The organism is Polaribacter sejongensis (genome assembly GCF_038024065.1).
GTDB classification, from domain to species: Bacteria; Bacteroidota; Bacteroidia; order Flavobacteriales; family Flavobacteriaceae; genus Polaribacter; species Polaribacter sejongensis.
Genome location: NZ_CP150667.1, coordinates 3,212,477 through 3,226,824, shown reverse-complemented (window position 1 = coordinate 3,226,824; position 14,348 = coordinate 3,212,477). Strand labels below are relative to the sequence as shown.

At 30.4% G+C, this 14,348-nt stretch carries 14 protein-coding genes; 5 read left to right on the top strand and 9 right to left on the bottom strand.

Annotated elements, in window-relative coordinates:
• Positions 1 to 63: 63 nt before the first annotated feature.
• Positions 64 to 573, top strand: a complete 510-nt coding sequence (locus tag WHD08_RS13400; protein WP_165731757.1) for an acyl-CoA thioesterase — start codon at positions 64 to 66, stop codon at positions 571 to 573.
• Positions 574 to 584: 11 nt separating this feature from the next.
• Positions 585 to 1,085: a mechanosensitive ion channel domain-containing protein gene (locus tag WHD08_RS13395; protein ID WP_165731756.1), complete on the top strand. Its 501-nt coding sequence runs from the start codon at positions 585 to 587 to the stop codon at positions 1,083 to 1,085.
• Positions 1,086 to 1,219: 134 nt separating this feature from the next.
• Here the strand turns inward: WHD08_RS13395 and WHD08_RS13390 are convergent, their stop codons facing one another.
• The 5 genes from WHD08_RS13390 to WHD08_RS13370 all read right to left on the bottom strand — a co-directional run bounded on the left by WHD08_RS13390 (position 1,220) and on the right by WHD08_RS13370 (position 5,918).
• On the bottom strand, positions 1,220 to 1,780 hold the full coding sequence (locus WHD08_RS13390; protein WP_208890480.1) for a type 1 glutamine amidotransferase domain-containing protein: 561 nt from the start codon (positions 1,778 to 1,780) through the stop codon (positions 1,220 to 1,222).
• 117 nt (positions 1,781 to 1,897) lie between these two features.
• Positions 1,898 to 3,148 (bottom strand): murein hydrolase activator EnvC family protein, encoded by a 1,251-nt coding sequence (locus tag WHD08_RS13385; protein WP_165731754.1) that lies wholly within the window; start codon positions 3,146 to 3,148, stop codon positions 1,898 to 1,900.
• Positions 3,148 to 3,918: a DUF4292 domain-containing protein gene (locus tag WHD08_RS13380; protein WP_208890481.1), complete on the bottom strand. Its 771-nt coding sequence runs from the start codon at positions 3,916 to 3,918 to the stop codon at positions 3,148 to 3,150. Before WHD08_RS13380 ends, WHD08_RS13385 begins: the two co-directional genes overlap by 1 nt.
• 2 nt (positions 3,919 to 3,920) lie before the next feature.
• On the bottom strand, positions 3,921 to 4,901 hold the full coding sequence (locus WHD08_RS13375) for a tetratricopeptide repeat protein (RefSeq protein WP_208890482.1): 981 nt from the start codon (positions 4,899 to 4,901) through the stop codon (positions 3,921 to 3,923).
• Entirely contained in the window at positions 4,902 to 5,918 is a 1,017-nt protein-coding gene (locus WHD08_RS13370) for a sugar phosphate nucleotidyltransferase (RefSeq protein ID WP_208890483.1), read from the bottom strand.
• Between the two features lie 236 nt (positions 5,919 to 6,154).
• Here WHD08_RS13370 and WHD08_RS13365 point away from each other — a divergent pair, with 236 nt between their 5' ends.
• The gene (locus WHD08_RS13365; protein ID WP_208891183.1) at positions 6,155 to 8,026 is read left to right on the top strand and encodes an ABC-F family ATP-binding cassette domain-containing protein; all 1,872 of its coding nucleotides are present in this window, start codon (positions 6,155 to 6,157) and stop codon (positions 8,024 to 8,026) included.
• Between the two features lie 123 nt (positions 8,027 to 8,149).
• On the opposite strand, the gene WHD08_RS13360 is transcribed toward WHD08_RS13365, so the two are convergent.
• Complete coding sequence (locus tag WHD08_RS13360; RefSeq protein WP_208890484.1) at positions 8,150 to 8,866, bottom strand: 3'-5' exonuclease; 717 nt, start codon at positions 8,864 to 8,866, stop codon at positions 8,150 to 8,152.
• Positions 8,867 to 8,961: 95 nt separating this feature from the next.
• The gene (locus WHD08_RS13355; protein WP_208890485.1) at positions 8,962 to 9,771 is read right to left on the bottom strand and encodes a T9SS type A sorting domain-containing protein; all 810 of its coding nucleotides are present in this window, start codon (positions 9,769 to 9,771) and stop codon (positions 8,962 to 8,964) included.
• Positions 9,772 to 10,011: 240 nt separating this feature from the next.
• On the opposite strand from WHD08_RS13355, the gene WHD08_RS13350 reads away from it, so the two are divergent.
• Together WHD08_RS13350 and WHD08_RS13345 are read left to right on the top strand one after the other, a co-directional pair.
• Entirely contained in the window at positions 10,012 to 10,710 is a 699-nt protein-coding gene (locus WHD08_RS13350) for a response regulator transcription factor (protein ID WP_165731747.1), read from the top strand.
• A gap of 10 nt (positions 10,711 to 10,720) precedes the next feature.
• Entirely contained in the window at positions 10,721 to 11,761 is a 1,041-nt protein-coding gene (locus tag WHD08_RS13345; protein WP_165731746.1) for a sensor histidine kinase, read from the top strand.
• Here WHD08_RS13345 and WHD08_RS13340 read toward each other — a convergent pair.
• Positions 11,726 to 12,784 (bottom strand): glycosyltransferase, encoded by a 1,059-nt coding sequence (locus WHD08_RS13340; RefSeq protein WP_208890486.1) that lies wholly within the window; start codon positions 12,782 to 12,784, stop codon positions 11,726 to 11,728. The two genes, WHD08_RS13345 and WHD08_RS13340, sit on opposite strands and share 36 nt — an antisense overlap.
• Positions 12,785 to 12,966: 182 nt before the next feature.
• Positions 12,967 to 14,241, bottom strand: coding sequence for a phosphoribosylamine--glycine ligase (gene purD / locus WHD08_RS13335; protein ID WP_208890487.1), 1,275 nt, complete (start codon positions 14,239 to 14,241; stop codon positions 12,967 to 12,969).
• Positions 14,242 to 14,348: the final 107 nt, after the last annotated feature.

Below are 14,348 nucleotides of genomic sequence, written 5' to 3'. Positions count from 1 at the left end.
TAACAATTTTAAACCTCTTTTTTTAATAAGCGATTGCTATCTTTGCAAAAAAAACATTTTTTGATGGAAGTAAAAACGCCGAAAGAATCTTTAACAATACTTACCGACTTAGTTTTACCCGGTGAAACCAATTATTTAGACAACCTTTTTGGTGGCGAATTACTTGCCAGAATGGACAGAGCTTGTAGTATTGCTGCAGGTAGACACTCTAGAAGAATTGTAGTTACAGCCTCTGTAAACCATGTTGCTTTTAGCAAAGCAGTACCTGTTGGAAGCGTACTTACTATAGAAGCTAAAGTTTCTAGAGCGTTTAACTCTTCTATGGAAACGTATGTAGATGTTTGGACAGAAGACAGACAGTCTGGATGTAGAACTAAAGTAAACGAAGGTATTTATACGTTTGTTGCTGTAGACGAAACAGGAAGACCTGTTGCTATTCCTCAAATTAGACCAGAAACAGATTTAGAACAAACACGCTACGAAGGTGCTTTACAACGTAAAGAATTAAGTTTAGTTTTAGCAGGAAAGTTAAAGCCTGGCGATGCAACTGCCTTAAAAGCAGTATTTAGTTAAATACTATAATTATGGAATTTTACAATTATAAAATCATATCATCAATAGCAATTATAGTTGTTGCTTTTTTAATTCGCTTTGTAATTACCAATTCTTTAAGGAAAATTCAAGTAAAATTTGGGTTTCAAAAAGCCAGAATTATTTTAACAAATAAAATAATTTCAGTGCTTATATACATTACTATAATTGTATTTGTATCTTTTGTTTGGGGAGTAGACGAGAAACAATTACTTGTTTACGTTTCTTCTTTTTTAACCATTCTAGGTATTGCTTTTTTTGCGCAATGGTCTATTCTTTCTAACATTACTGCTGGCTTAATTTTATTTATAAATTATCCTGTAAAAATTGGAGACACCATTACTATTTTAGAAAAAGACAATAATATTACAGGTGAAATTAGAGATATTGGTGCATTTTTCATCACATTAAGAACCTTAGAAAAAGAATTAATAACCATTCCTAATGCCGTTATTCTTCAGAAAAACATTAAGTACTCTCCTCAACCAGAGTAGTCTTCATTTACCCTTTCTAATAAAGGTTCTTGTTAAGATTAAATAGCTAAAGGTTATCACAAAAAAGAAGCGCAAATCTAAATTTGCGCTTCTTTTTTATTTACGACTAATAATCGTCTTATTTAAAAGATAAATTAAGCCATTTGACCTTTGTGTTTACCTTCATAAACCTCTTCCACTAACTTAGCGTTAAATGCAGGTAAATCACTCGGGTTTCTACTGGTAACTAAACCCTTATCTACAACTACCTCTTCATCAACCCAATTTGCTCCGGCGTTTATAAGATCTGTTTTAATTGAACTATATGAAGTTATATTTCTCCCTTTTAAGACGTTTGCTTCCGCCAATAACCAAGGTCCGTGGCAAATAGCTCCAACAGGTTTATGATGCTCAAAAAAGGATTTTACAAAATGAACTGCATCTTCATTATTACGTAATAAGTCTGGGTTTATAACTCCACCAGGCAACATCAATGCATTATAGTTTTCTTGAGATACTTCTTTTAAAGTTTTATCTACTTTATACGTTTCTCCCCAATTACCTTCATTCCAAGATTTTATTTCTCCAGATTCTAAAGACACAATGTGCACCTCTGCACCTGCTTCTTCTAAAGCTTTCTTTGGTTCTCTTAATTCACTTTCTTCAAATCCATTAGTTGCTAATATTGCAACGGTCTTTCTTTCTAAGTTCTCCATTTTAATAAAATTTTAATTAATAAAAAATTTGTAAATTCTTGTACAAACTTAATTATATACCAGCGTTCTTATGTGTGGTATCAAATTCTATTTTAACGCAAATACTATCTTAAGTAATTATCTTCTTAGAATCCAAGAAGAAGGATTTAAACGTGTTGTATTTTTAAACAATACAAAGACTAATTTTGTTTTTTTAGAAACTTTATCTGTAAAAACCTGACCAATTGCTTGTCCCGTTATTACAACCTCTCCTTTTTTAACAGTAACTTTTTCTAAGTTGTTGTATGATGAAATATAATTACCATGTTGAATTAGAACATTTTTTCTTCCTTCTGCACTCACCAAAATATTTAAAACTCTACCATTAAAAATAGATTGCGCTTTTATACCTTGTTTAGTTACAATATGTAAACCGGTACCATTAACAGTAATTCCAGGAAATGAGGGATGCGGCTGTGTACCAAACCTTCTAACCACAATACCTTCACTTACAGGCCAAGGTAATTTACCTTTATTTAATTCAAATTTTGCCGCTAAAGCCTTTGCTTCGGGACTTAAAATAAACTCATTTTTCTTAACAACAGTTGGTTTACTATTACTAGGTTTATCCTTTAGTTTCGCTCTTGCAATTCTATTTGCTCGTTCTATTTCTTCACGGATTTTTCTATCAATTTGTACAGTAACTCTTTTCTCTTCTTTAACCTTACTTTGAAGTTCTTTTTTGTAACTACTTTCTTTCTTCTTAATAGCAGCTAATAATTTCTCTTGATTCCTTTTATCTTCTTCAATTTCCTTTTTTTGTTCATTCTCAGAGGCTATTAACTTGTCTTTTAAGGATTTTTGAACCAATAAAGAGTCATTTACAGCTAATACTTCATTTGCATGAATAACAATTTCTTCTCCTTGCTTTTTTCTATAAGCAGTATACTGTTTCATATACTCAAACCTTTTATAAGCTTGATGAAAGTTTTGCGAAGAAAGTAAAAACATCATTCTACTTTGTTGAGATTTACTTTTGTACGATTTTAAAATAATATCTGCGTAATCTGCTTTTAAATCTGCTAACTTCTTTTTTAATTTTTTTAACTCAGTTTCATTAGCACGAATCTCTTTTGATAAAATTCTTGCTTCTGCGTTAATTATAGCAATCAATTTAGCCCTAACACTTATTTTTCTATTTAAATCATTTAGGTCTTCTAACGCATTATCTACTTTTTTCTTTTCTTTAAAAAGCAACGAGTTTACTTGCTTAATTTCATAATTAAGCTTCTTTCGCTGCTCTTCTAGCTGTTTTCTTGTTTGTCCAAAAACAGAAAAAACACTTAGAAAAAAAATTAAAACGGGTATGTAAAATTTTCTACTTTTCACTATAATTTAATTTGCTTATAACTTCTAGGAATTGAAAAAGAAGTATCTATATCTGTATTAAACTCTATAGATCTTACTGTAAAATCTATATCTGTAAATTTACCAGGTTGTTTTGCTTTAATGTTAATTTCTGATGGAAAAATTGCATCATCAACCACGTTATAAGACGGATAAAAGACATCTAAACGTTGATTTTTTGCTGAATTAACAATAGATTGTTTGTCTAATTTAAAATGAGAAGGATTTACAGAAAAGAAAACATCGAATAAACTCTCTTGAATTTCGGGTGATAAAACATACGAATTATCTATAATGCTTACATTTTGCTTTTGATCTTTAACATTGGTTAAAGACTGCCCTAAAAACAAATTTTGAAGTTGATTAAAATTAATATCTGTACCCAACAACTTTTTTAGCATTGTAAAATCTCCTTCAAAATACTCTCTTTTTAAAGACGAATAATAACTGACAGAAGTTGGAGTAATCTTTGCTTTAAAAAGCGTAATAAACTTAGTACCTTTCAACCAAATCACCTGATCTTTTTCCATTTTTAAACTAACGGAAATACTTTGATTAATCTTACCGTTATTAAAATTTGCTTTTAGTTTTGCATCTACCGTTTGTTTATCAAAATTAGCAGCAATATGTTTTCTTGCAACCTTTTTTGCAGACATTTTCTCGGCAATACTATTTGCATTTATCAAATCCTTTTTTGTCTTACAAGAAGTAAAAACCACTGCAAAAACCACAAAATATTTTAAAAACTTCATTCTTATTCTTTTATTTTTTTTGATTTCTCAATAAACTTTTTTTCTTCTATAAAATTACCTAAACCTTTATAAGAAACTGCCATTTCTCTGTAAAAATCCGCTTCCATAGCATCCTCAATTACAAAATCGATACCATTCTGTAAACTTATTAACGCATTTTTAAACTTTTTCTGATAATTTAATGCCTTTCCTTTCATTAAATATACAAAAGGCTGCGCAGGAAACAGTAAAATACCTTCATCAGAATATTTTAAAAGCACTTCAGGATTCTCTTTAGCCGCTACTAAAATTTGCTGTAAAACAGCATATGATTTATTCGCCTTAAATTGCTTTTCAAGAGAACCACCGTCAGTTATTTTTTCTTCAATGATTGAATTATTATTACTTTTAGCTAAGCCTTCTTTCAACCTTTTAAAAGAGGCAGGAAGTCCGTTGTTTTGCTCCATTGTATTCATTAAAGAAATTGCTTTGTCTTCTTCTTTATTATTTAAATACAACTTTACCAGTAACTCTTGCTCGTTTAAATTGAGAGTTACCAGTTTTTCCTGAACCTCAATTGCTTCAGAAAAGTTTTTATCTTTTATATGGATTTTAACAAGATGCTGTAACATCCAAATATTATTAGGCTCATTACTAAGTGCTCTTTTAATGTATTCTTTTGCCAATAATGTTTTATTAAGCAATAAATAATTTTTAGAAAACTCAAAATAAACAGCCATATTATCTGCTAAAATCTGGTTACTATTTTCTAAATTCTCAATCGCTTTTTGATAATTACCAATTGACTTCTCTGACAAAGCCTTAAAAAAAAATTGCTGAAAATCTAACTCTTTTTCTTCCGTTAAATCTTTAGCAATTGGTATACTATCTTGTGAAAAAGAGTTGAAAGAAAAGAGAACAAAGAAGAAAGGAAAAAGAACATTGATATAAAAACCAGTAATGTTCTTTTCCCTAAACTCTTTTATCTTTCCTTTATTTTTCATTTATGTTAATTCTGTATAATCACCGATGCTTACAGAAGTATATTTACCATTATATTTTGCATGGTTACCAATCATTGCATTGTCTAAATCTGCATTAGAAATTGCTACATTAGATTGAATTAGCGAGTTTACAATCGTAGAGTTTTCTACTACACTATTTGCACCAATAGAAACATAAGGTCCAATTTTAGTATTTTTAAGCACCACATTCTCACCAATAAAACAAGGTTGAATAATTTCTGAGTTTTCTAAAACTACATCTTCAGAAACTAAATTATTACCCGCTTTATATTCAAAATCTAACGTTTGTTTATTAGTATCTACCGTTGGGTCTTTTTTACCACAATCCATCCAAGCACTAACGGTACCTGGTACAAACTTAGCTCCTTGTTGTTTTAAAGATTCTAAAACATTGGTAAGTTGATATTCTCCGTTTTCTTTTAAATCGTTGTCGATTAAATATTGAATTTCTTCTAATAATTTATCGCCACTTTTAAAATAATAAATTCCGATAATTGCTAAATCAGAAACAAAATCTTTTGGCTTTTCAATAAAGTCTGTAATAACACCGTCTTGTAATTTAACAACACCAAAAGCACTTGGATTTGCTACTTTACTTACCCAAATTGCACCATCAGCATTTACATCTAACGTAAAATCTGCCTTAAATAAAGTATCTGCATACGCAACAACACAAGGTCCGCTTAAAGATTCTTTGGCACAATAAATTGCATGTGCAGTCCCCAACGCTTCTTCTTGCACATAAACAGATCCTTTAGCCCCTAACTCGGCAGCAATTTTTAATAATTGCGCTTCTGTATCTGTAGGAAACCCTTTGGCTGTTGTACCGATAACAAAGGCAATTTCATCAATTTTTTCATCAATAACAGAAGCAATATCTTCTACTAAACGTTGTACAATTGGTTTTCCTGCAATTACAGTTAAAGGTTTAGGAACCGTTAATGTATGAGGTCTTAAACGAGACCCAATTCCGGCCATTGGTACTATAATTTTCATATTTCAATTTTATTAATAAATATGACCGCAATATAGCACTAATTAAGAAATCCTAAAAATTAGATTTCAATGAAATAGCTTTGTATTAAGTAGTTTAAAACCAGCTTAAATCATTAAAAAAAAGGTTTATTTTACATAAAATTGTTAAAGAAATCTATCTAAATAATTAAATGCCATTAAAAACCCAAGTTAACGCTTTGGTTTTTTGTTTCTTTGCAAAAAATAAATTTATTTCTGTGAATTATTTATCTGTTGAAAATATCTCTAAGTCTTACGGAGAACGCGTTTTATTTGAAGACATCTCTTTTGGAATTAGTAAAGACCAAAAAGTTGCTTTTGTTGCAAAAAATGGAAGTGGAAAAACATCCATCCTAAATATTATAGCTGGCTTAGATGTTCCAGATTCTGGCCAAGTGGTTAGTAGAAAAGGTATTTCTATTGCTTATTTGGCTCAAAAAGATGATATTAATCCAGATTTAACCATAGAAGAAACCATCTTTGCTACGGATAATAAAATTCTTTCTATTGTTAATCAATACGAAAAAGCATTATTAAACCTAGACGATACCGATGCATACCAAACTGCTTTTGAGCAAATGGAGCAATACAATGCTTGGGATTTTGAAACGCAATACAGACAAATTTTATCAAAATTAAAGTTAGACGATTTATCTTTAAAAGTTGGTGCACTTTCTGGTGGACAAAGAAAAAGGCTTTCTTTAGCAATCGTTTTAATTAATAAACCAGATTTATTAATTTTAGATGAGCCTACAAATCATTTAGATTTAGAAATGATAGAATGGTTAGAAGCTTTCTTTGCAAAAGAAAAAATTACCTTATTTATGGTTACGCACGACCGTTATTTCTTAGAACGTGTTTGTAACGAAATCTTAGAATTAGACGAAGGTAAAATATATAAATACAAAGGGAATTACTCTTATTATTTACAGAATAAAGAAGAACGTTTAGCTTTAGAAGCAACCAATTTAGGAAAAGCTAAAAGTTTATTTAAAAAGGAATTAGAATGGATGCGCAAGCAACCAAAAGCAAGAACTACAAAATCGAAATCTAGAACAGATGACTTTTATCAAATTAAAGAAAAAGCACATCAACGTAGACAAGATCATCAAGTTCAATTAGAAATAAACATGGAACGTTTAGGAAGTAAAATTCTTGAACTTCATAAAGTGTCTAAGTCTTTTGGTGAAAAGAAGATTTTAGAAAACTTCGATTACGTTTTTAAACGTGGAGAACGTATTGGTATTATTGGTAAAAACGGAACAGGTAAATCTTCTTTCTTAAATATTATTACAGAAACGGCTCCTTTAGATGCTGGTAAAGTTATTTTAGGTGAAACTGTAAAATATGGGTATTACACACAAACGGGAATTAATATTAAAGAAGGTCAGAAAGTAATTGATGTTGTTAAAGAATTTGGAGAATTTATTCCTTTAACAAAAGGAAGAAAAATTTCTGCATCACAATTATTAGAACGATTTTTATTCGATAAAAAGAAACAATACGATTTTGTAGAAAGATTATCTGGAGGAGAACAAAAACGTTTGTACTTATGTGCCGTTTTAATTCAGAATCCTAACTTTTTAATCCTAGATGAGCCAACAAACGATTTAGATGTGGTAACATTAAATGTACTAGAAAGTTTCTTATTAGATTTTCCTGGTAATTTAATTGTTGTTTCTCACGACCGTTATTTTATGGATAAAATTGTAGATGCATTATTTGTTTTTAGAGGCGAAGGTGTTGTAGAGAATTTCCCTGGAAATTACTCAGATTTTAGAGCATACGATGATGGTTCTGCATTAACGGAAGTTGTTGCAAAACCTATAGGAAACAAGGAAGAGAAAAAAGAGGTTAAAAAATCAAATAAAAACACCTTAACTTTTGATGAAAAAAGAGAGTTTGGTGCTTTAGAAGGAGATATTGAAAGACTTCAAAGAAGAAAAGCAACGATAGAGGCAGAATTTTTAAATGTAGAAATTGCGCCTGATGATATTGCTAAAAAATCTGAAGAACTACAAGAAACAATCGCTAATTTAGAGCAAAAAGAAGAGCGCTGGTTAGAGCTTTCTATGAAATTAGAAGACTAAAAATTGTTGCACAGAGATTCACTAAAAAAAACTTAAAGATTCCCAGAGAAAAATAAACAAATTTTCTTTGGGAATTTTATTTTTGACCCTCTGATTTTCACTATGAATCTATATGTAAAACAGCTAGACACTCACAATATCTTCTGCGCTTAACAATGCTTGGTTGTTAAAGCGCAATAAAACTTGAGCAACTGCAATCGTATCCTTTTCACAATAGGTTACAATTCTTTGTATGTCTTTTTCTTGATAATACACTTTTGCCACTTCGCTCCCATCAATATCATCTTTTGGTGAAGGAATTCCTAAAATAGACGTTAATAATTTTAAAGAAGTATAATGTTTATAGTCTCCAAACTTCCACAATTCTAAAGTGTCTAAATGCGGAACTTCCCATGGCTTTTTACCAAACAAATTTAATTTATTTGGCAATTCTATTTGATGTACAATCATCCTTCTGGCTATAAACGGAAAATCAAATTCTTTACCATTATGCGCACATAATACATTGGTTTTCTTATTAAAATGTAAGTTTAGCAACTTCTTAAACTCCGTTAAAAGTTGATGTTCATCATCACCAAAAAAAGAAGTTAAACGCAATTGTTTTTTGTTTTCTACATCCGCCAAGTAACCTACAGAAATACAAACAATCTTGCCAAATTCAGCCCAAATACCAGCTCTTTCATAAAACTCTTCGACTGTAACATCTTCTTTACGCTGATATTCCGTTTTCTTATTATACAACGCTTGTGTTTCTTTAGCAAGTTGCCCCCAATCTTCATATTCAGGAACAGTTTCAATATCTAAAAAAAGGACATCATTTAAGTTGATAGGTAAATTCATAACAATACGTTTTTCTTTTTCATTACTAAAGATAGTGAAAATAAAAAAACTCCGAATAAAATTCGGAGCTTTATAAAAATAAACGTAGTTAGTAATTACCTAATCACTAATTTCTTAGTAGTCGTTTTACCAGATTCTGTAACTTTTAAAATATACACTCCAGAATTAATTTCTGAAACATCTAAATCTTTCTTTTCACCAGAGAAGTTTGTTTTAAAAACTTGTTTTCCTAATAAATTAAAGATGGTTACACTTTTAGATGAATTAGAAGAAGTAGCAACCGTAAACTTGTTATTAGTAATAGGGTTTGGATATGTTGTAAAACCTTCTATAGCATTGTTTTTTACTGATGCTGTAGCGTTTTTTACAAATGATAAATCATCCCAATAAGTTACAGAGTTTTTATAAGATCTCACTTCGTAATAAAAACCATCTACATCTGCAGGAGCTGTAACCGTAACTTCATGTTTAGACCAAACACCACCATTATTATCTAAATAACCATTTTCTGGCCCTCTTAATACATCTGTTGAAGCATTACTACTAGTCCCTGTATGATAAACCGTTGTAGCACCATTTTTCCAAGTACACCAAATTCTTGCATCAGAATCATCACCAGCAGTAACTTTATACCAAAAACTTACTGTATAGCTTTCACCAGGAACAATCCCTGTAATTGTTTGACCTAAATCTTTCGTTTTGCTTTGCAAATCTCTTTTAGCAGAAAAAGAACCTCCATGCATCTCCGTAGCTTCTTTTGTTAAATTCTCAGCTTTTGTCCAACTTGTTGGAGACGAATCATCATCCCAATCTTCTAAACCTCCGTTTAACAACATTTCTTGTCCAAAAGAATAACCAGTTAAACAAAGTGTAATTAATAAAGTAAAAATGTAATTTTTTTTCATATTGTAAATGTTTTATATTATATAAGTAAAAATACACATAACTGAATTAATAACACATTATTACTAATTAAATTACTGTTAAGCTAACAAAAACTAAAAAACACTAAATTTTAATCAAAATATTATCTTAATGTTAGATTAACGTTATATAGACTTCATTCAGATTAAATGATTGTTAAGGAATCCTTTTAATAATATATTTATTCCTATTTTTGATGTTGCATAGTTTTAAATCTATTTATGAACAAAAGTGATATTAAGATTTTATTGGTTGACGATGAGCCAGATATTATAGAAATTGTAGGTTATAATTTAAAAAATGAAGGCTATCAGATATTTACTGCAACAAATGGAGTAGAAGCTGTTAAAGCTGCTAAAAAGAATATTCCTCATCTAATATTATTAGATATAATGATGCCAGAAATGGACGGAATAGAAGCTTGCGAAAAAATTAGAAAAGTAAAATCACTAGAAAACGTTGTTATTGCATTTTTAACAGCAAGAGGTGAAGACTACTCTCAATTAGCTGGTTTTGAGGCTGGTGCAGATGATTATATTACAAAACCTATTAAACCTAAAGTTTTAATAAGTAAAGTAAAATCTCTTTTACGAAGACTAAAAACCAAAAAAGATAGCGAAGAAACTTTTAAAATTGGTGATATTGTTATTGATAGAGATGAATATGTAGTTTATAAAGCTGGTAAAAGAATATCGCTGCCTAGAAAAGAATTCGAATTATTTTCTTTATTAACTTCTAAACCTGGTAAAGTTTTTAAAAGAGAAGTTATTTTAGACACTGTTTGGGGAAACGAAGTTGTTGTAGGTGGTAGAACTATTGACGTACACATTAGAAAACTACGTGAAAAAATTGGTGATGACCACTTTAAAACCGTAAAAGGAGTTGGCTATAAGTTTGTTTTAGAAGGCGCAGAGCATTAAAATTGCCCTAATGAAAATTAAAAAAACATACTCTTACGCACTTTGGTCTGCCTTATATTTAACACTGCTTACAGTTGTAATCGCAGCATTATCCTATTGTTTTTTTTCTAAGCATATTGGTATTGGTTCTGTCCTTTTTTCTATTGCAATTCTTTTTGTAATTTCCTTTTTTATCATTCAGTATAGAACAGAACACTTTATATACAGACGTCTTAAAAAAATATATGAAGATGTTTCTATCTTAGACGTAAACGATTTACGAAGAGACTCTGTAACTACAGATATTGATAAACTTTCTAAAAGAATGCAAAGATTCGTAGAAGGTAAAAGACTAGAAATAAAAAGCTTAACTGAAAGAGATTCTTTTAGAAGAGATTTTTTAGGAAATGTTGCACACGAACTTAAAACTCCTTTATTTACAGTACAAGGCTATATCTTAACCTTAATTGAAGGAGCTGTAAACGACAAAGAAATTAGAACAAAATACTTAGAAAGAGCTAATAAAGGAGTAGAAAGATTGGTTGCCGTTATTAAAGATTTAGACATGATTGCTAAATTAGAGAATGATGGCATGAAACTAAATAAGGATGTCTTTAACATTTTAGAATTGGTGCAAAATGTTTTTGACATGTTTGAAATGAGAGCCAAGAAAAGAAACATTACCTTAAAATTTGATAGAATTCATGAATTTCCTGTATTTGTAAAAGGAGATGCAGAAAAAATTGAACAAGTTTTAATCAACCTAATTGTAAACTCTATTAAATACGGTAAACCAAACGGGACTACTATTGTTGCTATAGAAAGTTATAATGAAGCTAAGTTTATTGTTAAAACTATAGATAATGGAGAAGGAATTAAACCACAACATCTTTCTAGACTTTTTGAAAGATTCTACCGAGTAGACCAAAGTAGATCTAGAGAACAAGGCGGTTCTGGTTTAGGTTTATCTATTGTAAAACACATTATAGAGGCACACAACGAAACCATTTTATTAAAGAGTACTTACGGAGAAGGATCAGAGTTTTCTTTTACGCTCGAAAAGCCTAAATAAATCGGAATCTAATTTTGTTTCAGTAGTTTTTAAACCTTTATAATTTTCTATTTTAGAAATATCTTCTTTTACAAAATCTTTCATTTTAGAAAATGGAGCTAATTTTTTAGTTTCTAAAAACGAAGCTAAATATTCTTGTTCATCTTGATGTTCGGTAGGAATAAAAAACACTTTTTTATCTAAAACAGCTAAATCCATTATAGAGGAATAACCAGATCTGCAAATAATAATCTTACTAGAATTGATTAAATTTTGAAGTTCTTCTGATAATACATAATTATAGTAAGTAATATTTTCCTTTTTCCAACTTTTTTGGGCGGGCTCTATTTTACCTAAAACAAAAACAATGTTTCTAGTGTCGTTTTTAAAGGCTGAGATCAATTTATTCTCTAAAAACACCCTGTTAGACTCAATACCAGAAAGAATGATTAAAACGTCTGTATTTTGAGTTAATTCTTGTTTTTTAAAACGACTTAAAACTCCAATAAATTTTGTGTTCAGATTTTTTTTGGTTGATGATAGTTTTCCTGAAAACTCAGAATTTTCATTATCAGGAATCCAACATTCATCAAACTTTTTTATTATTTGTTGATGAAAATAAGAGGTGAAAAAAGTGGTACTGCCAGACAAAACATTTACTTGATGGGTAATGTAAACCGAAGGAACCAACGAGCTTCTTACTCCGAATCTATTGTCCGAAATTATACCAACAACGTCTGTATTTTTAAGTATAAAATCATTGATAATTTTACGCTCTTCTCTAACTGCTTTTAAAACTTTAGGAATTTGCAAAAGTAATCCCAACTTTAAATTTCTATGGTAAGAAATGTTATAAGCTGGGATTTCTAAATATTCTAAGTTAGGAAACTCTTTTCTTAAAAAGATTAAAGCATTTCCGTCTGATGCAATAATGGGTGTAAAATTGTTTTCTAATAATGCCTTAATAATGGGCACACAACGAGAAGCATGACCTAACCCCCAATTTAATGGTGCAATTATTATTTTATTTTGGGTAGCTTTCATTTGTTAATCATCACTAAAAAACTCGAATAAAACAGTTGATTTTAAACAAGTGCGTTAAGGATTGAAACGGCATCCTTTTTTTCTTTTTCTGAAAAAAGATATAACCTTTCGACTTCGCTCAAGATAAATTTCAAGCCTGTTAAAACCTGCCTGCGGCAGGCAGGCGCCCAAATAAAACAGTGCTACACTAAATCGAAACCAATGTCTTTTCTGTAATTCATTTTATCGAAATGAATCTTATCTATACTTTTATAACTCTTTTCTAAAGCCTCTTCAATGGTGTCGCCAAAAGAGGTTACCGCGATAACTCTACCTCCGCTTGTAACAACTTTGCCATCTTTAATGATAGTTCCGGCATGAAAAACGAAAGAATCTTCTACGGTATCGAAACCTGTAATTTCTTTATTTTTCTCATACGCTTCTGGATATCCGCCAGAAACTAACATTACCGTTGTTGCCGTTTTATCGGTTACAGAAAACGATTTTTCGCTTAAATTTTGGTTTGCAACTCCTTCGAACAACTCAAATAAATCTGACTCGATTCTTGGTAAAACAACTTCCGTTTCTGGGTCTCCCATTCTTACGTTATACTCAACCACAGAAGGGTTGCCGTTGTCGTTCATTAAACCGATAAAGATAAAACCTCTGTAATCAATTCCGTCCTTTTGTAAACCTGCAATTGTTGGTTTTACAACCAATTCTTCTACTTTATCTAAAAAAGCTTTATCTGCAAATGGTACGGGAGAAATTGCTCCCATTCCGCCAGTATTTAAACCTGTGTCACCTTCGCCAATTCTCTTATAATCTTTTGCTGATGGTAAAATTTTATAACTTTTTCCGTCTGTTAAAACAAAGACAGATAATTCTATTCCTTTTAAAAATTCTTCGATAACTACAGTTGTAGATGCTGCTCCGAATTTTTGATTAGAAACCATTTCTTCTAATTCGGTTTTTGCTTCTTCTAAAGAGTCTAAAATTAACACTCCTTTTCCTGCTGCTAAACCGTCTGCTTTTAATACAAAAGGTGGTGCTAAGGTTTCTAAGAAAGCAAAACCTTCTTGTAAATTATCCTTAGTAAAAGATTGATATCTTGCTGTTGGAACGCCATGTTTTTGCATGAATTGTTTAGAGAAATCTTTAGATCCTTCTAATAATGCTCCGTCTTTTTTAGGTCCGATTACTGGAATATTTTTCAATTCTTCGTCTGCTAAAAAGAAATCGTGAACCCCAGCTACCAAAGGTACTTCCGGGCCAACAACAACCATTTTAATGTCGTTTTCTAATGTAATCTTTTTAACAGCTTCGAAATCTGTAGCATCGATATTAATATTAGTGGCTATTTTATCTGTTCCGGCATTTCCTGGAGCTACAAAAAGTTTATTAATTTTTTTACTTTCTAATAATTTAATTGCAAAAGCGTGTTCTCTACCTCCAGAACCTAAAATAAGTACATTCATTGTTTGTTGTGTTGTTGTTATTGCAAATATATTTTAAAAATATTGGATTCCCCTTTGATTATAAAGACAATTTAATGGAAAACGAAATTCTATTTAAGAACTTTACA

Coding starts and splice junctions, on each gene's coding strand:
- WHD08_RS13400 (WP_165731757.1), top strand. CDS start 64: ATGGAAGTAAAAACGCCGAAAGAATCTTTAACAATACTTACCGACTTA.
- WHD08_RS13395 (WP_165731756.1), top strand. CDS start 585: ATGGAATTTTACAATTATAAAATCATATCATCAATAGCAATTATAGTT.
- WHD08_RS13390 (WP_208890480.1), bottom strand. CDS start 1,780: ATGGAGAACTTAGAAAGAAAGACCGTTGCAATATTAGCAACTAATGGA.
- WHD08_RS13380 (WP_208890481.1), bottom strand. CDS start 3,918: ATGAAGTTTTTAAAATATTTTGTGGTTTTTGCAGTGGTTTTTACTTCT.
- WHD08_RS13375 (WP_208890482.1), bottom strand. CDS start 4,901: ATGAAAAATAAAGGAAAGATAAAAGAGTTTAGGGAAAAGAACATTACT.
- WHD08_RS13370 (WP_208890483.1), bottom strand. CDS start 5,918: ATGAAAATTATAGTACCAATGGCCGGAATTGGGTCTCGTTTAAGACCT.
- WHD08_RS13360 (WP_208890484.1), bottom strand. CDS start 8,866: ATGAATTTACCTATCAACTTAAATGATGTCCTTTTTTTAGATATTGAA.
- WHD08_RS13355 (WP_208890485.1), bottom strand. CDS start 9,771: ATGAAAAAAAATTACATTTTTACTTTATTAATTACACTTTGTTTAACT.
- WHD08_RS13350 (WP_165731747.1), top strand. CDS start 10,012: ATGAACAAAAGTGATATTAAGATTTTATTGGTTGACGATGAGCCAGAT.
- WHD08_RS13345 (WP_165731746.1), top strand. CDS start 10,721: ATGAAAATTAAAAAAACATACTCTTACGCACTTTGGTCTGCCTTATAT.
- WHD08_RS13340 (WP_208890486.1), bottom strand. CDS start 12,784: ATGAAAGCTACCCAAAATAAAATAATAATTGCACCATTAAATTGGGGG.
- purD (WP_208890487.1), bottom strand. CDS start 14,241: ATGAATGTACTTATTTTAGGTTCTGGAGGTAGAGAACACGCTTTTGCA.